The 20,155-nt window shown below is 51.1% G+C and carries 17 protein-coding genes and 2 tRNA genes; 7 read left to right on the top strand and 12 right to left on the bottom strand.

What is annotated here, in order from left to right; all coding sequences use genetic code 11:
• Window positions 1-12: 12 nt before the first annotated feature.
• Entirely contained in the window at window positions 13-1,215 is a 1,203-nt protein-coding gene (locus PsAD46_RS23490) for an MFS transporter (RefSeq protein WP_063293867.1), read from the bottom strand.
• A 135-nt stretch (window positions 1,216-1,350) separates the two neighbouring features.
• Window positions 1,351-2,556 carry an MFS transporter gene (locus tag PsAD46_RS23485; protein WP_208982001.1) on the bottom strand — a complete coding sequence of 402 codons (1,206 nt, stop codon included), beginning with the start codon at window positions 2,554-2,556 and terminating at the stop codon, window positions 1,351-1,353.
• A gap of 307 nt (window positions 2,557-2,863) precedes the next feature.
• Between PsAD46_RS23485 and PsAD46_RS23480 the strand changes: the two genes are divergently transcribed.
• Together PsAD46_RS23480 and PsAD46_RS23475 are read left to right on the top strand one after the other, a co-directional pair.
• Window positions 2,864-3,361, top strand: a complete 498-nt coding sequence (locus PsAD46_RS23480) for a hypothetical protein (RefSeq protein WP_063293866.1) — start codon at window positions 2,864-2,866, stop codon at window positions 3,359-3,361.
• Window positions 3,362-3,373: 12 nt separating this feature from the next.
• Entirely contained in the window at window positions 3,374-3,853 is a 480-nt protein-coding gene (locus PsAD46_RS23475) for a carboxypeptidase-like regulatory domain-containing protein (protein WP_063307983.1), read from the top strand.
• A gap of 120 nt (window positions 3,854-3,973) precedes the next feature.
• On the opposite strand, the gene ilvC is transcribed toward PsAD46_RS23475, so the two are convergent.
• From ilvC to PsAD46_RS23455, 4 genes are all read right to left on the bottom strand, one after another.
• Window positions 3,974-4,993 (bottom strand): ketol-acid reductoisomerase, encoded by a 1,020-nt coding sequence (ilvC, locus tag PsAD46_RS23470; protein WP_057465770.1) that lies wholly within the window; start codon window positions 4,991-4,993, stop codon window positions 3,974-3,976.
• Between the two features lie 103 nt (window positions 4,994-5,096).
• Window positions 5,097-5,726: a TetR/AcrR family transcriptional regulator gene (locus tag PsAD46_RS23465; RefSeq protein ID WP_057465771.1), complete on the bottom strand. Its 630-nt coding sequence runs from the start codon at window positions 5,724-5,726 to the stop codon at window positions 5,097-5,099.
• A gap of 255 nt (window positions 5,727-5,981) precedes the next feature.
• A complete protein-coding gene (locus PsAD46_RS23460; RefSeq protein WP_063307982.1) occupies window positions 5,982-6,584 on the bottom strand; it encodes a YeeE/YedE thiosulfate transporter family protein in 603 nt (200 codons plus the stop codon).
• 11 nt (window positions 6,585-6,595) lie between these two features.
• The gene (locus PsAD46_RS23455; protein ID WP_084404522.1) at window positions 6,596-7,117 is read right to left on the bottom strand and encodes a YeeE/YedE thiosulfate transporter family protein; all 522 of its coding nucleotides are present in this window, start codon (window positions 7,115-7,117) and stop codon (window positions 6,596-6,598) included.
• A 302-nt stretch (window positions 7,118-7,419) separates the two neighbouring features.
• Between PsAD46_RS23455 and PsAD46_RS28770 the strand changes: the two genes are divergently transcribed.
• Window positions 7,420-8,952, top strand: coding sequence for a triacylglycerol lipase (locus PsAD46_RS28770; RefSeq protein WP_275078139.1), 1,533 nt, complete (start codon window positions 7,420-7,422; stop codon window positions 8,950-8,952).
• 40 nt (window positions 8,953-8,992) lie between these two features.
• On the opposite strand, the gene PsAD46_RS23445 is transcribed toward PsAD46_RS28770, so the two are convergent.
• The 3 genes from PsAD46_RS23445 to PsAD46_RS23435 all read right to left on the bottom strand — a co-directional run bounded on the left by PsAD46_RS23445 (window position 8,993) and on the right by PsAD46_RS23435 (window position 10,957).
• A complete protein-coding gene (locus tag PsAD46_RS23445; protein ID WP_063293862.1) occupies window positions 8,993-9,370 on the bottom strand; it encodes a ribbon-helix-helix domain-containing protein in 378 nt (125 codons plus the stop codon).
• A gap of 31 nt (window positions 9,371-9,401) precedes the next feature.
• Window positions 9,402-9,983, bottom strand: coding sequence for a DJ-1/PfpI family protein (locus tag PsAD46_RS23440; RefSeq protein ID WP_063293861.1), 582 nt, complete (start codon window positions 9,981-9,983; stop codon window positions 9,402-9,404).
• 98 nt (window positions 9,984-10,081) lie between these two features.
• Entirely contained in the window at window positions 10,082-10,957 is an 876-nt protein-coding gene (locus PsAD46_RS23435; protein ID WP_208981999.1) for a hypothetical protein, read from the bottom strand.
• Between the two features lie 376 nt (window positions 10,958-11,333).
• On the opposite strand from PsAD46_RS23435, the gene PsAD46_RS23430 reads away from it, so the two are divergent.
• Window positions 11,334-12,740 (top strand): glutamine synthetase family protein, encoded by a 1,407-nt coding sequence (locus tag PsAD46_RS23430; RefSeq protein ID WP_063293859.1) that lies wholly within the window; start codon window positions 11,334-11,336, stop codon window positions 12,738-12,740.
• Between the two features lie 72 nt (window positions 12,741-12,812).
• On the opposite strand, the gene PsAD46_RS23425 is transcribed toward PsAD46_RS23430, so the two are convergent.
• The 3 genes from PsAD46_RS23425 to PsAD46_RS23415 form a co-directional block, all read right to left on the bottom strand.
• Window positions 12,813-13,571 carry a pyridoxine 5'-phosphate synthase gene (locus PsAD46_RS23425; protein ID WP_063293858.1) on the bottom strand — a complete coding sequence of 253 codons (759 nt, stop codon included), beginning with the start codon at window positions 13,569-13,571 and terminating at the stop codon, window positions 12,813-12,815.
• A gap of 198 nt (window positions 13,572-13,769) precedes the next feature.
• Window positions 13,770-14,363, bottom strand: coding sequence for an acetolactate synthase small subunit (ilvN, locus tag PsAD46_RS23420; protein WP_063293857.1), 594 nt, complete (start codon window positions 14,361-14,363; stop codon window positions 13,770-13,772).
• A gap of 19 nt (window positions 14,364-14,382) precedes the next feature.
• Entirely contained in the window at window positions 14,383-16,155 is a 1,773-nt protein-coding gene (locus tag PsAD46_RS23415) for an acetolactate synthase 3 large subunit (RefSeq protein ID WP_063308133.1), read from the bottom strand.
• An 860-nt stretch (window positions 16,156-17,015) separates the two neighbouring features.
• Here PsAD46_RS23415 and PsAD46_RS23410 point away from each other — a divergent pair.
• The 3 genes from PsAD46_RS23410 to PsAD46_RS23400 form a co-directional block, all read left to right on the top strand.
• A tRNA-Lys gene (locus PsAD46_RS23410) sits at window positions 17,016-17,091 on the top strand.
• Between the two features lie 20 nt (window positions 17,092-17,111).
• Window positions 17,112-17,187 (top strand) — tRNA-Lys (locus PsAD46_RS23405).
• Window positions 17,188-17,904: 717 nt separating this feature from the next.
• The coding region (locus tag PsAD46_RS23400) for a VCBS domain-containing protein (protein ID WP_193776992.1) at window positions 17,905-20,155 on the top strand (2,251 nt) is incomplete at its 3' end.

Below are 20,155 nucleotides of genomic sequence, written 5' to 3'. Positions count from 1 at the left end.
TAGGTCTGTCGTTTAGGAGGTTTGGAGGCTGGTTTCAGGCTTTGGAGCCCGGACGACCAGCAAAATTGCGGCGGAGAGCAGAGTGAGTAGAGCGGAAAACTGGATGGTGTTTCCGAATGTGGTGATGCTTGCCACTGTGCCGGTCATCATGTTGCCAACCAAGGCGCCAGCAAAAATGGCGTTTGTGTAGGACGCCGTGGCGATCCCCGGTCGATGCGGTGCGTATGCCTGTATGAATGTGAGGCCAAGCCCGACGTTGATGCCGTAGTACAGACCTTCCAGTGCGCAGAGCAGGTAGATTTGTGAGGGCTCTGTTACCCGTACAATCAGGAGGAAGAAGAGTGTTCCAAGCAGAGCTGAGAACAGCATAGCGTTCTTCTGGCCCAGCTTTTGAGCAGGTTTAACGATAACAAAGATGACTAAGACTTCGACGAAGCATTTGACTGAGAAGGCGAGGCCCGGGGTTGCTGTTGGGAAGCCCATTTCCTCAATGAAGAAGACGGGACCTGCGGATACAAAAATGACGTTGGCCGAGGTGAGCGCAAATATGGGCAGGCAGGCGAGGATGAGGGCGAACGGAACTGGCTCAATCCTGCCATTCTCACTGGTCTTGATCGGATGGTGGGTGGTGAAGCTTTTGGGAACGATCCAAATGCCCATCGCCAGCCAGCAGATGCTGATGACACCGGCTGTCGGGAAAATGGAGCTGACGCCGAACATGCCGTAGAGCGTGAAGGCCAGCGGTGTGCCGACCATCCAGCCCAACGACATAGCAATGCGCAGGTGTGAGTTGAACTTGGCAGGTTCCCGATTGGTTTGCTCTGCGAACAGGCGTCCAAAAGAGAACATGGTGGAGAGCACGCCACCTGAGACACCCATGAGCGGCACACCCATCAATAGCATCCAGTAGGCCGGTACTGTTGATTGAAGGCCCATGTTGAGCATGTAAAGCGTGGAGCAGAATATCAAGATAGGCTTCAGCCGTGCTCCAGCATCAATACGTGCGCCGAAATAGCGGTTTGAAAACAAAGTGATGGCTGTTGAGCCGACGATGTAGACCGCGAGTTTCCATGCTGGCTCGCCGAGCTCTGTGACAACATAAGAGCTGTAGAGTGGGATGAGGCAAGCAATCGCCAGAGAGCCAATGAGCATGTAGACGTGAATCAGTATTGGGAAACGATCCAGCATTGCCAGAGCCGCAGGAATAGAGCGCATGGGGAATCCAAAGGTGATGGGGAAAGACTTATGGAGTCTTGCGGGAATGTACGTATTGATACATCTCCTTGAACGAAATGCAAGCAGGAGATGTTATCGCGCTTTTATGTGCGCTGATCCGGCCAGCGCAAAGGCTCAGGATGTTTGTGCGAGCTGCTGGTGTTGGGGGGGCTTGATGACCAACAGGATCAAGGTGGCCAGAGCTGCGAGGACGATGCTGCTCAGGATTGTGTTTTGGAAGGTGGTGTAGGATGCGACAAGCCCAGTGAGGACATTGCCTGCCAGACCGCCAACGAAGATGGCATTGACGAAGTAAGAGGTCGCGATGCCGGGTTTGTGGCGGGCATAGTTCTGAATGAACGTGATGCCCACACTGGCACAGATGCCATAGTACATGCCCTCAATGATGCAGAGCATGAGCACTTGCTCAACGGAATTGGCGCTTGTGATTGTTGCAAAGAAGAGCATGGCACCCAGACCGGAGAGCAACATCATATTCCGTTCGCCAATCCGCTGTGTTGGCTTGATTGCAAAATAGATGATGATGACTTCGAAGAGGCTTTTGGTTGCAAAAGCCCAGCCGGGGACGGAGACCGAGAGGCCCATCTCCTTAATGAAGTAAACGGGGCCTGCTGAAAAGAATACGCTGTTTGCAGCAGACAAGGCGAACACGGGAACACATGCGATCAGCAACATCATGGGAACTGTGTCTGCAGTGCTGCTTTCCTGAGCGTGCTTCTTGATGTGAGTTTTCAGCGTTGCGGGGATGAACAGCAGGCAAAGGGTGAGCCAGATAAAGGCTGAAATGGCTGCTGCAAGATGGATTTCCTGAAACCCATAGGTGCCATAAAGCAGGAAGGCCGCAGGTGGACCGAAGACCCACCCAAGCGACAGGCAAATGCGCATGTGAAGGTTGAAGGTGCCCGGTTCGCGTCCGGTCTGCTCTGCAATCAACCGACCCGTGGAATACATGGTGGACAGAGCACCAGCGCTGATGCCAATCAACGGAATGCCGAAAATGATGAGAGACAGGTAGGAGGGAGCAGTCAATTGGATGAGAGCATGAACAGTGAAGGCGCAAATGTTGATGAGAAGCAATGGTTTGACGCGGTTTCCACCATCAATGAGACCACCAAAAATGCGGTTGGTGGCAAGAGACACGACTGAAAATCCGCCGATGACGAGCGCAAGATTAAACGCTGGTTCCTGCAATTCCTCAATGATGTAGGTGCTCAATAATGGGATTACGAAGGCAATCGAAAATGCGCCGAAAAACATCACTGCGAAGAATAAAATTGGGAACTTATCAAGTCTTTGTAATGGACTGCTAATAGGATTCAAGAAAAACTCCACGCCCTAACCTTGCAAAAGATGGTTTCGGGCCAATCGCTCTAATACTACGTAAATTACCTGATGAGGGTGTCGTGTAAAGTGAGCAATTTTAAGCACAGAAAAACACAGTGAAGGCCCGGGTTTTTCTGGATGTCATGTATCTCTAAGCCTTTGGAAGATTATTGATTATTGTTGATCGGATAAAGGTGAGCTGGATTTATTCTGTTTGAGCATCGCTGCTTTGCTTCTCGAATATTGACGGTTGGTTTTTTTGAATTGGCTGGGATATTTTTGGAGTGGTTGGTGGGAGGTCTGCATGCTCTTTGCCTTTATTCTTGCTCTTACGGGCATTTTATTTGGTGGCCTTATCGCCATCTTGTCAGTCTATGCGCTGATTAAAGAAAAGCGATTTGTTGACAATGAGGGGCGTGTTGTTGAGCTTGAACTTCCATTTTTTGGCAAGCTGAAAACAAACGCGGCACCGATTGCTGTGACGTTCATTGGTGGAGGATTGATTGTCTTTTGCCTGCAGCAATTTGGCAATGCTCCCAACCTGACTGAGTTGGTCGCTACGGTCAGAATTGAACAACCGCATTCCGTCAACATGGTTGCGCTGGCCGTTGTTAGCGATGAATGGGATTCCGTGGAGAGTTGGGGGAGCGAGGAAGAGCTTGAGATCAAGTTGACCGTTCCCAGCAACTGGAAGTCTTACAATGGATATCTGGTCCCGCTGGGTGATCCGGATGTTGCTCCCCGATTTTTTAATGCAGGCGAGAAGTTTAAACCGACCGTTGTTTTGAGCAAAAACCGCTAAGGAGGAGCGTAGATGATGATCCGGCATTTCGCTCGTTTTGTGATGTTTTGCGCCTTGATTTTGGTCAATGTGCCAGCGTTCTCAATGGGGGGATGCGAGGGGAGTGATGCCGGAACGGGTGCACCAACAGCCTCCGTGTGCGGGCAAGCTGTCGATGATCAAAATGAGCCCATCGCAAATGCACCATTGCTGCTGAAAAACAAAAACAGCGAGAAGGCGATTACTGTGTTCACGGATGATCAGGGCTTTTTCAGAGCGTACAATCTGGATAGCGGTGAATACTCAGTTGAGCTGCCAGAGGGGCTAGCAAAAGAGTTTTCTGTCGCTCCCTCTGATGAAGCTTTGCCTGCCAGCAGTGTTGCAAGCAGACGAGACAAGAAAACCATAGAGATTAAAGAAAAGAGCTTCTTTCAGAACATGCTCAGTTTGCAGCCTGAGGCCGTTGATGCTGGAAAAATTCAGCTTGAGGTTGAGCCGAACCGGCAGAGATAAAACTGGGTGATCAGGTCTTCAGTGCATTGATCTTTATAAAAACAATCAGAGCGGCAGTTGAGGTTCAGTTCAACTGCCGCTCTGATTTTGTTTTATGCGTATCCTGCGATGAGGATCAGATTAGTTCTTCGCTTTGTCGACCAGCTGGCCAGCGGAGATCCAAGGCATCATTTCGCGGAGCTTTGCGCCAACTTCTTCAATTGGGTGCTCGTCGTTCAGGCGGCGTGTTGCTTTGAACTTAGCGCCACCAGCCTTGTATTCCTGGATCCACTCAGAGGTGAAGGTGCCGTTCTGGATTTCTTCCAGTACGCGCTTCATTTCTGCTTTGGTCTCAGAAGTCACGATGCGTGGGCCAGTCTGGTACTCACCCCACTCAGCAGTGTTGGAGATGGAGTAGTTCATGTTCGCGATGCCACCTTCGTAGATCAGGTCTACGATGAGCTTCACTTCATGCAGACACTCGAAGTATGCCATTTCTGGTGCGTAACCAGCTTCGGTCAGGGTTTCAAAGCCTGCACGGATCAGCTCAACCAGGCCACCGCAGAGAACTGCCTGCTCACCGAACAGATCGGTTTCACACTCTTCACGGAAGGAGGTTTCGATGATGCCGGAACGGCCGCCACCAACGCCGGATGCGTATGCCAGACCGAGGTCTTTTGCGTTGCCTGTTGCGTCCTGGTGAACAGCGATCAGGCAAGGTACACCGCCGCCTTTCTGGTATTCGCCGCGAACGGTGTGGCCTGGGCCTTTTGGTGCAACCATGAGAACGTCGATGGTGGACTTAGGCTCGATCAGGCCGAAGTGAACGTTCAGGCCGTGTGCGAAAGCGATTGCTGCGCCGTCACGGATGTTGCCTGCGATATCTTCTTTCCAGATGTCTGCCTGCAGCTCATCAGGAGTTGCCATCATCATCAGGTCTGCGTCTTTTGCAGCTTCAGCAACAGTCTTACAAGTGAAGCCGTCTGCTTCAGCTTTCAGGCGTGTTGTGGAACCTTCGCGCAGAGCGATGGTGATGCCTGCAACGCCGCTGTCTTTGAGGTTCATTGCATGTGCACGGCCCTGAGAACCGTAGCCAATGATGGTGATGTTCTTGCCCTTGAGCAGGTTCAAATCGCAATCGCGGTCATAATATACGCGCATGGTACTACCCTTTGTTTCGCCCGTGCCTTTCCCAAAGCACGTATGGTCTAGTTTTTGGTTTGCGTTTCCCTGAAAATCTGTTTCCACTTTCCAGAGAGGCGCTTTAATTCTGTGCTCCGTAGAGCTGTATGAACTGTTTGACTGCTGTTTGGGCAGCCAGTTCCAAGTCTTTTGCCGATGCCTGTGCGGTGCCGCCCAAAAGCATGCGGATGTGCTGATCGCGAACGACCAGCCCGTAAAGTGTGCTGTAGGCTTCCTGCGGGTCTTCGCAGTGCAGGTAGCCAAGTGTGCATCCTTTTTCCAGCAATGCTGTGGTCTGTCTGCCAATGCGGGCGCGGCCACTCTTTTCGAGGATGGCGCCGAGACCGGTTTCAGATTTGCTGGCTTGCCCGATGGCAAGTCTGTTCAGGGCCAGAGAAACGTCGCCGGAGATGGTCTCCAGCAGGTTTCTGGCAAATTCTTCTAATGCGGCGCGCAGGCCGTCTTCGCTCATGTTTGCGGCTGGATCAGCACCCGGAATAACCTTGGAGGCCTGACGGGTCACGATTGCAGCCAGCAATCCATCGCGATCTCCAAACCACTTGTAGAGGCTCTCTTTTGAGCACCCCGCAGCGCGAGCGATGGCGGCTGTTGTCAGCGCCTTTTCGCCGCCTTCCACCAGCAGCTCCAGTGCTTTGTCCAGTACCGCACGCTGGCGGTCTGTAAAGTCTGGTTGTTCTGGCTCAGTGGACATATGCGGTTCTAATTCCAGCGGTTTGGCTTGTTTGATTTTCTGTACCGTACGGTACGGTTCGGTTATGCTGTAGAATCGAAATGGATGCAACAGGAAAGTGAGGGAAAATACAGTGTGGGCGCAATAAAATTAGGTGTCTTAAGGTGAGTTTGATTTGATCCTTTCTCATTCACGTAAAAAAATGCCCCGAAGGTCTGTGCTCCTCCGGGGCATTACTGATCTGAACAGAAGTCAGTTCAGTTGGGGGCTCTTAAGTTAAGCATGCGCCGTGCTTGAATTGACGGATGCTTCCTTGTTCTGATCCATGCCGCGATCCACCTTCCATGGGCGATACATTTCCAGTGCGATCATAACGACGACGAGGGCTGCTGCGGTGATAAGTCCGAGCATCCAGAAGGGTAGGGGTGGGAAAAGATCCGCGTAGGTGATCTTGCCGAAGCTGCCCATGTCCAGCACGCCGTCGATGAGGGATTTGTTGTAGCCATAAAATGCTGCGCCCATGATGCCACCGATGACAGTGAGCCATGCATCTTTGTAGCCGCGGCCAATCTGGGCAAAGACTGTGCCCGGGCACGCACCTGCGATGGCGATGCCTGCGCCGAGGATGGTGCCGCCGACGATGATGTTGCCAACAACAAAGCTTTTCGGGTGCAGCTCTGCAAGGCCGAGTGCAGTCAGGCCAGAGAGGACGACCAGACCAGTTGCTGTTGCTGCGAGGAACATTTTAAGCATGGTGTAGTCTTTGAAGAGGAACTGACCGATGAGCACGCCAGGTTCCATGACACGAGACTTTTCCAGTGCGACACCGAAGATGATGCCCATGGTGAGGCCGAGGATAACAAGCCAGAAAATTTCCATATGACCTCTCCTTAGGATGCGCGTTTGTAAAGAAGGTTGGCGGTGACGATGCCACCTGCGAACATGGCCGCAACAGCGATGCTGGAGCCAACGCTGAGCTGTGCAAGGCCGGAGATGCCGTGGCCTGATGTGCAGCCGCCTGCGATGCGGGCGCCAACCAGCAAAACGAAGCCACCGATGAAGCCTTGCAGGAGACGAACAACCGGGGCTGAACTTGCACCGATGGTCTTCCAGCTGGCAGAGGAGAAGCTGGCTTTACGGCCACTTGCTTTGTAGGAAATCAGAGCGCCCAGAGCGATACCGATCACCAATGCGCTTTGCCAGAAGTATTTGTCCTTGGACATGTACTTGGCGAAGTACTTGATCTCCGTGATGCTGGAATCAAACAGCGAGAAGATGAAGCCGGTGCCGGTGACGAAAGAGGATGAAGCCCCCAGCGCAGTATCAACCAGCAGAAATGCCGGGATTTGCAGGAGCCCAATAATCATGCCCGCCAGGTAGGGGGACCAAACGTTTTGCCTGAGAAGATCCAATTGATTGCCCTCCGATCTCTCCTTAATTTAGTATATTAATATATGCTAATAAACTAATATACAAGAGGGATTTGTAAGGGAAGCGTGATTTAGATGAGCTGAATGAATTTGTTCTTCCAGCAAGATCATCCAGATATAACGCAATAGTTTCATCAGCGTTGGTTAGGTTATCTGTTGTTTGCTGGATGAACATCCATCTGCATTTCAAATATATGAAATATGGAATTCATAGTCCTACTATTGGTTATTGTGAGACCAGCGTTTTCCTTCAGGATGTAGTTGCTTTGCATTCGGGAGGGATGATGTCTTTATTTGAGTATAAAGGGAATGACGCGCGACAGCTCATGTCTGATGCTTTGGACTTGATGCTTTATAGTTATCACGGGCTGGATGATGCGCTTGGGAGTGCGTATCAAGCCAACGGGTTCTCGCTGGGAACACTGGTCGGAACTCTTTGGGGAACTGAAGATCAAGCCGGATTGTTGAGCGGGGAGAGTGAACAAGCGGCACGTGACAGGATTGAGGAGAAGGGATGGACGGTCCTTTCTGCTGCTGATCTTGGCTATGATGGTGCAATCATTGATCACAACGGGACGTTTCAGGGGGAGACGTTCAAGTTCAAAGATGCTCAGGCAGACGTGTTGGCCAAGTATGATGAAAAAGGCAACATCACGCAGGTTGCGCTGGCGTTTCGTGGAACGACGGGGACATTGGACAACATTGTTACCGACACGATTGGGGATGTGATCGACTATCTTGAGTTCTTCAAGGATGAACCGCATTACGTTGAAGAAGCGTTCGGCGGGCTGCTTGCTGCGCTGAAGGATTTCATGGTTGGGCATGGACTGGATGGCAGCGATCTGGTTGTGACAGGCCATTCGCTGGGTGGCGGTGCTGTTGCCAACATGGCAGAGCGCAGCAATGACTGGCTGGATTGCTTCTTTGTGGATGCCAATTACATGGCGTTTGCCAGCCATTATACGCCGGAGGATGGTGCGGCTGTTCTAGACAGCGGGGCTGAGCTTTTCAGCTTTGATCTGGAAAACGATCCGGTGCCCTCGACGATCTCGTCTGATGGTCTGGATTTGACGGGTAACGATACGGACTACGGCTACGACACCAGCAATATCGTCATTTTCAATGATTGGTATGATACACCGCTGTTTTGGGATGGGGGCGGATTGCTCAACCTGCCGAGCTGGTCGGCGCATCTGCCTTTCAACTACAGCACGGCATTCAATGCCATCAACGCCTCGGCGTTCTATAGCGAGATGAACCGGGACAGCGTGGTGATTATCTCCGGGCTTTCTGATCAGAAACGTGATGATACGTGGGTTGAGGATATTCCAGTTCTGCTGGACCCAACCGGCCACCATGGACAGGATGCCTACATCCTCGGATCAACCTCCAATGACCTGCTGCGCGGGAATGATGGTGATGATGCGTTGGAAGGGTTTGCTGGTGATGATCATCTGCGCGGGGAAGATGGCAATGACCGGCTGCTTGGTGGTGCAGGAGATGACATTCTGGAAGGTGGTGACGGCAACGACGTATTGCGGGATGGTGCGGGCCGTGACTTCCTTGTTGGGGGAGATGGTGCCGACACGTTTTGCTTTGTGGATGATGGTGTGAAGGATGTGATTGATGACTTCGATGCTGGCGAGGACACCATTGATCTTTCCGCAGCTGGTGTGAGCTCCTTTTCAGAGCTGGATATCGATGAGACAGTTTTGGGAGGATGGATCACCATATCCTACGGTAATGATGTGCTGGAGGTGGATACGGGATGGTTGTTCACTCATAGCCTGAGCGCTGAAGACTTTGTCTTTGCATAGCAGTTGATTGGCTTCTCTCGCTGAAAAAGGTGAGGGGAGCCTAATTTGCGTTTTCTATGGCACGTGTTTGTGCCCGATAGGCGCGTTCGTTCTTCAGCAACTGAGGAGCATTGAGAGTGCTGATCGGGACGGATTTGTCCTTTGGGATATCCTCTGTCACCTGTAACGAGAGATAGCGGAGGCAACATACACGCAGGAAGCTGGTGAAGTTGCCCAGGTCATGTCCTGCTTCGATGGGTTCATTGTGCAGACGTGTCAGAAGCTGGCCAACGGACATGTCGTCACGCTTAGCGATCTCTTCAAGGATGGTCCAGAAGTAAGTTTCCAACCGCACGCTGGTGACCATACGGTCAATGCGAAGGGAGCGTGTTGTACTCTCCCACAGGTCAGTATCTGCTTTGATGAAAAGCTCACACATGGTCCCCTCCGCAATTGTCTAGTGCTGCTTCTTAAGCATAAGCAGGCTGGTTCAGCAGAGCAAGGAACTGCTTGAGCCATGCTGGATGAGCAGGCCATGCTGGTGCTGTTATAAGGTTGCCATCAGTGACTGCGTCAGCCACGTCGATGTCAGCGAATTTGCCGCCGGACATGGTGACCTCTGGTGCGCAGGCCGGATAGGCAGAGCAGGTTCTGCCCTCTAACACGCCAGCAGCAGAGAGAAGCTGAGCACCGTGGCAGATGGCTGCGACCGGTTTGTTCTCTTTGAAGAAGTGACGCACCATCTCCAGAACGGCTGGGTTCAGGCGCAGATATTCTGGTGCACGGCCACCGGGAATGACGAGTGCGTCATAATCGGCCGGGTTGATGGCGTCAAAACTGGCGTTGAGTGTGAAGTTGTGACCGCGTTTTTCGGTGTAGGTCTGGTCACCTTCAAAGTCATGGATGGATGTTGCGACGGTATCGCCTGCTTTTTTATCCGGGCAAACGGCGTGAACATCATGACCAACGGCGCCTAAGGTCTGAAACGGCACCATGGTTTCGTAATCCTCGGTGAAGTCACCGGTGATCATAAGCACTTTTTTGGCAGACATGTTTCCCTCCCAGATGTGACTGCGAGGGAAACCTAGCAAGGGAAGAGGCTGAGCGGGTAATAGCGTATTACTACATAGCCCAGCCTTATCTCGAAGGCTTAGTCGACTTCGTTGGTTGAGAGGGAAATCCAACGTTTCAGCTGTGGCAGATCAGAGCCTGCTGCTGTGCGGTCGTTTTCCTGTAGTGTTGTGGTGCCGAACTGGAAGAATGCGCCAAAACGGAACTCATGAATGACCGGTTCGTCGGATTCATCACCTTTGATCTGGAAGTCATGGCCGCTGTAGGAAGCACTGAGACCAACTGGCAGAGCGGTGAAGCTTTGCTTGAACTCGGCACCCCAGCTGAAGATGTTAACTTCACCATCACGCGCATCACCCGGGTTTGGACGATTGTAGCGATCACCACTGACGTAAGACAGAGAGCCGGTCAACTTGGTGTTTGGTGTGAAGTAGTAGCTTGCGCCACCACGGGCAAACAGGCCGTTGTCGATGGTCTCGTTCTGGTCGTCATCACCATCAAGGAAGCCAGCCTGACTGAACAGGGTGATGTCCTGAAGGTAATACTGGCCTTCAACACCAATGAACTGGAAGGTCTTTGTGGAGGTGTCGTCTCCGCCGTCAACGGTTACACCGCCGCCACCGAAGACACCGAACAAGCCTTGCTGTGGGTCTTTGTAAGCAAAGTGGACTGCTCCCAGACCGTCGCGGAGGGTGTTGTCACCGTCCTTGGTGTCGAACTGGTAGTATTCGAGATCTCCATCTACCTGCAGGCTGAACTGCTGGAAGAGTGGCAGAGCGTAAGATCCATAGAAGCCAAGGGTGTTTGGTTCCTGATCTTTCGTGTCGATCTGATCAGCCTCAAAGAAAGAGCGACCAACGTTGACGCCGACAAAACCGCCTGCGTTAAGCTCTCGTGGAGCTTCTGTTTGGTGGTTGGCTTCTTGTGCACTTAGGGGATGTGCGGCAAGAGCCATGGGGATAGCTAGGAGGTATAAAGAGCGCATGTTTCTATTATTCTTGATGGGGTGTCCTTAGGGAATGTCCAACCTAGCAGAAATCCGTATCCTTACAATTTTCTCGCAATAAACTATTAGTTATCTCTACGAGTGTTGCTGATCTGCACGGTGGGTATGGGGGCACTTATTTCCATCATTTCATAGGCTTGATGTGGTTTTTGTCGATAATTCCAGCCGATGCACCTGTGTACCAATTACACTGCTTAGGTAGTCTTGAGGATTTACTTGCAACTTATGCAGATGCGAGATTTAGTTTAAAGGTCGCCAAATTCTTCCATGTTTTGCAATCAGCGTTGACTTTAAGGTGCTTTGTACATCTTGGAGTGGATCAGGCATGACGACATTTTGGGAACAGCAAACCGCCTCAAAGGAAGGGCTGGCCAAGCAAATCGCGCAGTTGAGGCAGCGGGGCGTACATTCGGTTATCACGCAGGTGCCAGATATGAACGGGCTTTTGCGGTGCCGGCTTCAGCCTCTGGATGGGTTGGAGAAGGGGTGTTCCACCAACTCCTCGCTCTATCTTATTCCTCACGGAGACGGGCAGCCTGCTGGTGAGCAGATCTACGAATCTCCGCACGTCTGGTATCACACCGGCTTTGGCAATTTGCACAGTCTGGCAGATGGCAACACGCTGTTTCAGCTGGGGTGGCGACCTGAGATTTCAGAGGTTCTGCTGAATTGTTATGAGCGGAATGGTGCGCGTTTTTCATTGGATTTGCGGCGTCCGCTGGAGATGCTGGAAGAAAAACTTGCCGAGCTGAAACTCACCATGAAGATTGGAATGGAGTTTGAGCTAGGGATCTTTCATTTTGACCGGGCATTAGTTGAAGCGGGACACCACCATAAGCTCAAGCCGTTTGGTCATTCCTTGCAATATGACTCAGTCAACCGTGATCCGGACTACATGGACCTGATGGAAGCGTTTCGTGCGCGTATGGACTCGCTTGGCATTGGGGTTTCCTCAATGGAGAGTGAGATTGGTTGGGGCATGTATGAGATTGCCTTGTCGCCGACTTCACCACTGCAAGCTGCTGACAATGCAGTACGAGCACGTCATCACCTGAAAGAGCTGTGCCGGGAGCATGATCTGATTGCGACCTTCATGGCCCGTTATCAGCCAATGGGTCAGGATTCTGCGTGCGGAACCCACGTGCACATCAGCCTCTATGACGAGATGGGGCACAATGTATTTTATGATCGGGAGGCGGTGCTGAGTGAGCGGGGGAGGTTCTTTGTGGCCGGGCTTCTGGAGCAGATGCAAGCGTCTCATCTGGCGTTTCGGCCAACGATCAACTCGTATCGCAGGCTTTCCCGATTTACTGGTTGTCCTGAAGAAGTGTGTTGGGGAGATGAGCACCGCGTGAGTGCGGTGCGCGTGATTTCCAGTCCTGACCCGCAAGCGGTCCGCTTGGAGCATCGGTGTCCGGGGGCTGACACCCATCCGTATATCATCGTGCCTTTGATTGCTGCCGCTGGGCTGGAGGGGCTTCGTAAAGGGGAGGAGCCACCGGCAATGCTGATTGGTGATCCGGGTAAGGATGAAACCTTGGAGAAGTTGCCGCGATCATTAGAAGCGTCACTGGAGCTCTTCCGGGAGAGTGAATTTGTGAAGGAGGCCTTGGGGGCGTCGCTGGCGGATCAGTATGCACGTAGCCGGGAGAATGAGCTGAAGGCGTTCAAAGCATGGATTGAGAAGGACATCACCAGTTTTGAGTTTCTGCGGTATTTTGAAGGGGTTTGAATTCAGCAGCCATATACAAAAAAGCCTGCTATAACGGATCACAGCAGGCTCTTCTTTGAAACAAGTTAATTCTTAGAGTTCTGTCGGCTCACCAAGGGCGTGGCGGAAACGGCGAACGCTTTGGGTGAAGCCGTGTTCCAGAGCGTCGGCAGTGAAACCGTGGCCAATAGAGACCTCTGAGATGTATGGCACGCGCTCAATCAGAGCTGGCAGGTTCTCAACGGTGAGGTCGTGTCCTGCATTGACCAGCAGACCCGCTGTTCTTGCCGCTTCTGCGGTAGCAACGACTTTCTCCAGCTCGACCTTTTCGGCTTCCTTGTCAGAGTGACAGGCTCCATAAGGGCCGGTGTAAATCTCGATACGCTCAGCGCCTGCTTCAGCTGCAAGAGCTGGCTGGCTTGGTTCCGGATCCACGAAGAGTGATGTGCGCACGCCCCAGGACTTCGCAGTGCTGATGGCTTCTTTCAGGAGATCCATGTTTTGGGAGAAATCCCAGCCGTGGTCTGAGGTTTGCTGGGACGGGTCGTCTGGTACAAACAGAACCTGCGTCGGGCGGGTTTGCTCCACCAACTCCATGAAGCGCTCATCCGGATAGCCTTCGAGGCACAGCTCTTTGCCATGCAGCTCCTCACGTAGCATTTTGGAAATGTCTTCAACATCTGTGCGGCGAATATGGCGCTCATCCGGGCGTGGGTGCACGGTGATGCCTTTGGCGCCTGCATTGAGGGCGAGGGCTGCCAGATGCGTCACGCTTGGCCACGGAACGTCGCGACGATTTCGCAGAACTGCTACAGCGTTTACGTTGACGGATAAGCGGCTAGGCGTCTTCATGGGGCATACTCTTTTTTGAGTCAGGGCATGTCGCCTTTATACGCCATGCTCTGACTTTTTATTCTTCACGTACCCTTATCCGAGAACCGGTTCCCACCTGTCGGGGATACGCTCTAGATTATCAAAATAAAACGGCGTCTTCACAGACTTGCAAAAGACGCCGCTCAATATCAATAGGACAAAATTGTCCTCTAACTGTTAAATTTCATCCTGCAAGTCTTTAAGACCTTGGGACCCACGTGAAAGTGCGGCAACGCCCGTACGTGAAACCTCAACAAGACCCAGTGGTGTCAGGATTTCGATGAACTGATCGATTTTATTGGTGCGGCCTGTGATCTCGAAAACGAAGTGATCAATGGTTGCATCAATGACAGTTGCCCTGAAAGCTTCTGACAGACGCAGGGCCTCCAGACGTTTGTCTCCTTCACCACGCACCTTGATCAGTGCCAGCTCTCGCTCAAGCGGCTTTTCCTGATTGGAGTTGCGTGCTGCAACGGTCAGATCCCGGACGATATGCACCGGTACAAGGCGATCCAGCTGGTGGCGGATCTGCTCGATGATCTGAGGAGTACCTGTGGTCACAATCGTGATACGGGAAACGTGCTTCTCGTGCTCCGTTTCAGAAACACTGAGACTGTCAATGTTGTAGCCACGGCCAGAGTACAGGCCAATCACGCGGGCAAGAACACCCGGTTCATTGTCTACAATGATAGATAGGGTATGTGTTTCGAGGACATCGCTGGTTTCGGCTAGGAAATAGGCCGATAGAGCGTCTGTTTTCTGTGCGTTCATAATGGTTCTCCCAGCTTACCTATACCAATGACTTGCCAGCGGTGTCGATGGCGTTTGCAACGGCTTCATCAGTTGCTTCATCTGGCAACAACATTTCGTTGTGGGCTTTGCCTGATGGGATCATTGGAAAGCAGTTGGTCAGCTGAGCGACGCAGCAATCAAACAGAACCGGGCCAGGTGTTTCAATCATTTCCTGAATGGCGTCATCCAGTTCACCCGGTTTGGTGACACGAATGCCTTTGCCACCGTAAGCTTCTGCCAGTTTCACGAAGTCAGGCAGGCTGTCCGTGTAGGAGTGGGAGAGGCGGTTGCCGTGCAGCAGCTGCTGCCACTGGCGAACCATACCCATATAGGAGTTGTTCAAAATGAACGTTTTCGGGGCCAGACCATGCTGAACGGCTGTCGACATTTCCTGAATGTTCATCAGGATGGAAGCATCGCCTGCAACGTTGATACACAGCCCGTCTGGATGAGCAACCTGTGCGCCAATAGCTGCTGGCAGGCCATACCCCATTGTGCCAAAGCCACCTGAAGTCAGCCAGTGATTTGGCGATTCAAAGCCAAGGTACTGCGCCGCCCACATCTGGTGCTGTCCAACCTCGGTGGAGATGTAAACATCCTTGCGGCCTTTGATGGCTGCGTTCAGACGCTGCAATGCGTACTGAGGCATGATGACATCATCGCTGTGGCGGTAAGACAAGCAATCGCGTGCGCGCCACTTGGCGATCTGTGTCTGCCATTCCTTTAGCTCTGGTTGAGAGCGGAAGCTGGAGGCGCGCCAGATGCGAACCATGTCTTCCAGAACGTGAGCCACATCGCCAACAATCGGCAGGTCAACATGAACGATCTTGCTGATGGAGGATGGATCGATGTCCACGTGAATCTTGGTGGAGTTCGGTGAGAATGCGTCCAGACGGCCTGTGATGCGGTCGTCAAAGCGTGCACCGATACAGATCATCAGATCACAATCGTGCATAGCCATATTGGCTTCATAGGTGCCGTGCATGCCCAGCATACCGAGCCACTGCTCACCGGATGCAGGATAAGCGCCCAGACCCATCAGGGTGGATGTAATCGGGAAGCCTGTCTGATCCACCAGTTCACGCAGCAGCTGGCTTGCAGCTGCGCCGGAGTTGATGACGCCGCCGCCTGTATAGAACACAGGGCGTTTGGCTTTTGACATCAGCTCAACAGCTGCGCGAATGGCAGTCATGTCGCCTTTCAGCTGCGGGCGATAGCTTTTGTGGTTGCTCGGGTTTGCCTGCGGGCCTTCATAGGTGCCGGTGGCAAACTGCACATCCTTTGGAATATCGACAACAACAGGGCCTGGACGACCAGATTGTGCAACATAAAATGCTTCATGGAGAATGCGAGGCAGATCATCAACGTCCTTCACCAGCCAGTTGTGCTTGGTGCACGGGCGGGTGATGCCAACGGTGTCACATTCCTGGAACGCATCTGACCCAACAAGGTTGGTTGGGACCTGACCAGTGATGCAGACCATAGGGATGGAATCGAGCATGGCGTCTGTCAGGGCAGTCACCATGTTGGTTGCGCCCGGACCAGAGGTCACCAGAGCAATGCCGGCTTTTCCGGTAGAGCGTGCATAGCCTTCAGCAGCATGGCCTGCGCCTTGCTCGTGACGGACAAGGATGTGCTGGATCGCATCCTGCTGGATCAGCTCATCATAAATGGGTAGAACTGCACCACCAGGGTATCCAAATACATGTTCCACCCCGTTGTCCTTCAGCGCCTGGAGAACCATTTCAGCGCCTGTCATCTCCCGTTGCATCATCAAGTCCTTGTTGCCTGTATCTGCTCGTTTTGCCTGATTGAAGGGTGTGCAATCAATCCGACTGTTTGTTTTGCAGGGGTGCTCTTTTAAACATCGCTGCGAATTAGCCATAAAAAAAGGAGCCGTTTGGCTCCTTGTGCGCGTCTAACCGTTCCGAGTGAGCTAGCTCACTCCGGCGACGCGCGTCCCACCACGATAAGAAGAATTGAAGTTTGCATTCTGGTATTGGGAGCCTCAGGGCTCCACTCTCCCTTAACATAATTCCAACCGTGTAAGAGATTACCGCGCTTCACCATTGAATCGCTCAGGTAAACTCTGAAATTCGGGGTGAGATTAGGCTTAGATACGTAAAAGCGTCAAGTGGCTTCTTCTTAATGTTGCGCCGCAAAGACCTCTCGTTTCCTTGAGTTATCTGCAATAGTCAGCGTGCTTTGCAGAAGTTGCGTGGCGGAAAGTCCTACTCGCTCTGTTTGTATTGGCTTTTCCAGGCGCAACTGTTGCACTTGAGCGAACCCGCAGAAATACAGGATTTTGCAGTGCGATGCTGGCGGGGCCACTTTAGCTGCAGTGCACGCCTCTGACTGATAAGGAGAGCTGGGGTGGCCCGTAGTTGGTTGTTTGATGAAAAATTTGCGTTGGACTAATTGATAAGAGGTCAGTCTTGTGAAATTTGCGGTGTTTTTTCGCGTTTCGCACTTCTGAATTGTGTTTGTGCTGCGAAAATTCGTAGATTTGCATAGGTTAGTCTGGGATAAGTTTACTTTACACAAGACATTTTTGAAAAGTTGCACCTAGGGCCTTGCGCTCTTGCTAAAGGCTTTATATACACCCGCCATCGCTTCGGCGGGAAACGTTTTGGGTGTATAGCTCAGTTGGTAGAGCAGCTGACTCTTAATCAGCCGGTCTAGGGTTCGAATCCCTATGCACCCACCAACAAACGTCTCGTGTTTAGTGAGCCCGTAGCTCAGCTGGTAGAGCAACTGACTTTTAATCAGTAGGTCCACGGTTCGAACCCGTGCGGGCTCACCATTTAACCTCATGGTATATAAAGAGGTTTAGCAAAGCTCCCTTCCGGGAGCTTTTTGCTTTTGTGCCTTGTGTCAGCACTATGTAAGCAAATGAGAGCGTTTGAAAGCAATGCTTGTCCTTCCAAATCCTCCAATTACTCCTTTTAAATTATTGGCGTTGACGCTGTTGTGAGTGTCGCATTTGATGGTGATATTTTCACCGACTTGCAGTTCACCCAACAAACAATATCAACTATGAGAAGTGAAATATAAAATATCAACCAAAAATTGCAGTTTAAATATCATTAGTTTTTTTAATGTTTGAAGAATAATAATGCATAGTAAATGCATATTTTATTCAAATTTCAGAGCATCAGCATCTAGATCTCCCTGATATTTGAATGAGTGCAATTGGATCGGAGTTATATGCTGCTCCGGATGAATTAAAAATTTCCACCAAGGTTCAATGTTTTATTGAATCTTATTCAAAATCAATTAGATAGCCTCATAAGTGCGCTCAGGAAATAGATATATTGATAGGTTCTTTTGATAACGGAAAAACCTGTTGAAGTGAGTGTGTATGGCCCCGTTCAACTCTGGGTTTCTAAAGGAGTGAAGCGCTTTCATCGATGGGGTCTTCTGAAGTCACTTTGAGTAAATTGAGAATTAAATCCAATTTGATATCGGATTTTCTACATGAAAGCGTCTCGGAGAATTTATTGATTTCTTTGAGGTTAGCATGTCTGATTCTGTTTCTGCGGCACCGTCCAACAACGCACCTGAATTTGGTCCAGTTGAGGTAATTTCCTCTTCAGAGCTTTTGCTTGATGCAAATGGTTCATTTTTAGACGGACTTGGCTCTGCTATCGCTGTGAATGCCTTAGGCACTGTAGTTTTTGGTGCTCCAAATGAGCTTGGCCCTAACGATGGCGCTTTGTTGGTTCGTCAGCCAGATGGGCAAGGTGGTTATGTTGAAACGAAGCTGACGCTTCCGGTAGATACTGCCCCAGGTAAATTTGAAATATCTATTGCAATCAATGATTCCGGTGCCGTGGTCGTGGGGGAAAAAGTTGATGGTCTAGGCGGTGCGTTGTATGTTTATTTACCTGATGAAAATGGTACCTATGGAGAAGCCATAAAGCTTGCTGATGATAGTAGTGTCGCAAGCGCTTTTGGCAGCGCCGTTGCGATAAGAAACGATGGAGTAATCATTACTGGGGCGCCTTTGGCCATTGATAGCGGAATGGAGCCATCTGGTGTTGTTCAAATCTTTACACCAAATGCTGACGGCGAATATGTTCTACAACAGTTAGAAGCGCCTGAGGCAGTTGCAGAGGCGTCTTTTGGACAGTCTCTCGATATTAATGGTGCTGGGCTTCTGGTGGTCGGAGCTCCCGCAGATAATGGTAATAACGTTAACAGCGGTGCTATTTATGTTTATCAGGAAAATGCTGATGGCCTCTATGACGCACCAGTAAAGCTGATGTTACCAGAGGGGGCAACAGACGACCAGTTTGGCAACTCAATAAGCGTAAATGAACAAGGTGTGATTGTAGTTGGCGCAAAAGGCGCTGATGCCGATCTGTATGATTCAGGCTCCGCCTACGTTTACATTCCCGCTGAAGATGGAACATATGGTGAAGCTGTTGAACTGCCAATAGAGGGTGCTTCATTACTAGACAGAGTCGGAACCGCGATTGCGATCGGAAATGACGGCGTCATTGTTGTTGGTGCTGAACCTGGTTTGAACACCGAAGGCTTTGCTTATGTGTTTAGCCCTGATGGGGTAGGTGGATATATTTCTACCAAGCTAGTGGCACCTGATGGAGACTCTGAAGGTACTTTTGGGAAATACATCAATATTGGCAGTGATGGAACAGTTTACATTGGTGCGCCTGACAATGATCTCACAGCATTAAAGGCGGGCGCAGTTTATGCCTTCAAACGCGATGTTGTTGGCAATTATGTACACCTTTCCAATGAACTTGCCCTCGAAGAAAGCACTGATAATTCTATAATTTCAGACAGTTTGGAGTTGGCCTTTTCTGATGCCGATATAGCGGATGCAGACCATAGTGCTAATGTATCATCAGTGAGTTTTACGGGTGTCGCATCCGGCCTTTCTACTCTAAGCAATTCTGAACTAACTGCTCTGCTTAAAGTGACAGATGTTACTTCTTCTGAAGGTAGTGTCGACGGGCGCATTAATCTTACCTTCTCTGCGGCGTCTACAGTATTTGACTACCTGGCAACAGATGAGCAGGTTAAGCTCACCTTTACTGTTGAGCTAAGTGATGGAGTTGGCGGAACAGCTACACACCCTGTGATTGTGACGATTGTCGGAACCAATGACGCTCCGGTCGTTTCTGATATTGAAGTTGCGACTTCAGAAGATAGCATCTTGGAGATTACACCAGAGTTTGTAGATCCTGATCACTCAGATACGCATACGATCACGTTTGATGCTGCAGACACAGCTGGTGAAGTGTCTCTTATCGATGGCAAGTTTCACTATAATCCAAATGGTCAGTTTGATGATTTAGGAGCAGGCGAGACCGCAACCGACACGTTCACCTACACGATCGATGATGGCAATGGCGGTGTGATCACCAAGACAGTGACGGTGACGATCAACGGCACCAATGATGTGCCAGTTGTGAACGACATCGACATCACAGTTGTGCAGAACACCAATGTTGTGATCATCAACGCTGACTTTAGTGATGTTGATGTGAACGACACGCACATCATCACGATCGACAACAGCACCACAGTTGGTGTTGTGATCAACAATGGCGATGGCACGTTCTCCTATGATTGCGGCGATGCGTTCATTCATCTGAGCGTTGGTGAGACAGCGACTGACACGTTCACCTACACGATCGATGATGGCAATGGCGGTGTGATCACCAAGACAGTGACGGTGACGATCAACGGCACCAATGATGTGCCAGTTGTGAACGACATCGACATCACAGTTGTGCAGAACA

The organism is Pseudovibrio sp. Ad46, assembly GCF_001623065.1.
Taxonomy (GTDB): Bacteria; Pseudomonadota; Alphaproteobacteria; order Rhizobiales; family Stappiaceae; genus Pseudovibrio.
This window is presented reverse-complemented; position numbering and strand designations above follow the sequence as displayed.

Excerpts from the sequence above, each read along its gene's own strand:
- PsAD46_RS23490 (WP_063293867.1), bottom strand. The coding sequence starts at position 1,215 with ATGCGCTCTATTCCTGCGGCTCTGGCAATGCTGGATCGTTTCCCAATA.
- PsAD46_RS23480 (WP_063293866.1), top strand. The coding sequence starts at position 2,864 with ATGCTCTTTGCCTTTATTCTTGCTCTTACGGGCATTTTATTTGGTGGC.
- PsAD46_RS23475 (WP_063307983.1), top strand. The coding sequence starts at position 3,374 with ATGATGATCCGGCATTTCGCTCGTTTTGTGATGTTTTGCGCCTTGATT.
- ilvC (WP_057465770.1), bottom strand. The coding sequence starts at position 4,993 with ATGCGCGTATATTATGACCGCGATTGCGATTTGAACCTGCTCAAGGGC.
- PsAD46_RS23465 (WP_057465771.1), bottom strand. The coding sequence starts at position 5,726 with ATGTCCACTGAGCCAGAACAACCAGACTTTACAGACCGCCAGCGTGCG.
- PsAD46_RS23460 (WP_063307982.1), bottom strand. The coding sequence starts at position 6,584 with ATGGAAATTTTCTGGCTTGTTATCCTCGGCCTCACCATGGGCATCATC.
- PsAD46_RS28770 (WP_275078139.1), top strand. The coding sequence starts at position 7,420 with ATGTCTTTATTTGAGTATAAAGGGAATGACGCGCGACAGCTCATGTCT.
- PsAD46_RS23445 (WP_063293862.1), bottom strand. The coding sequence starts at position 9,370 with ATGTGTGAGCTTTTCATCAAAGCAGATACTGACCTGTGGGAGAGTACA.
- PsAD46_RS23440 (WP_063293861.1), bottom strand. The coding sequence starts at position 9,983 with ATGTCTGCCAAAAAAGTGCTTATGATCACCGGTGACTTCACCGAGGAT.
- PsAD46_RS23435 (WP_208981999.1), bottom strand. The coding sequence starts at position 10,957 with ATGGCTCTTGCCGCACATCCCCTAAGTGCACAAGAAGCCAACCACCAA.
- PsAD46_RS23430 (WP_063293859.1), top strand. The coding sequence starts at position 11,334 with ATGACGACATTTTGGGAACAGCAAACCGCCTCAAAGGAAGGGCTGGCC.
- PsAD46_RS23425 (WP_063293858.1), bottom strand. The coding sequence starts at position 13,571 with ATGAAGACGCCTAGCCGCTTATCCGTCAACGTAAACGCTGTAGCAGTT.
- ilvN (WP_063293857.1), bottom strand. The coding sequence starts at position 14,363 with ATGAACGCACAGAAAACAGACGCTCTATCGGCCTATTTCCTAGCCGAA.
- PsAD46_RS23415 (WP_063308133.1), bottom strand. The coding sequence starts at position 16,155 with ATGCAACGGGAGATGACAGGCGCTGAAATGGTTCTCCAGGCGCTGAAG.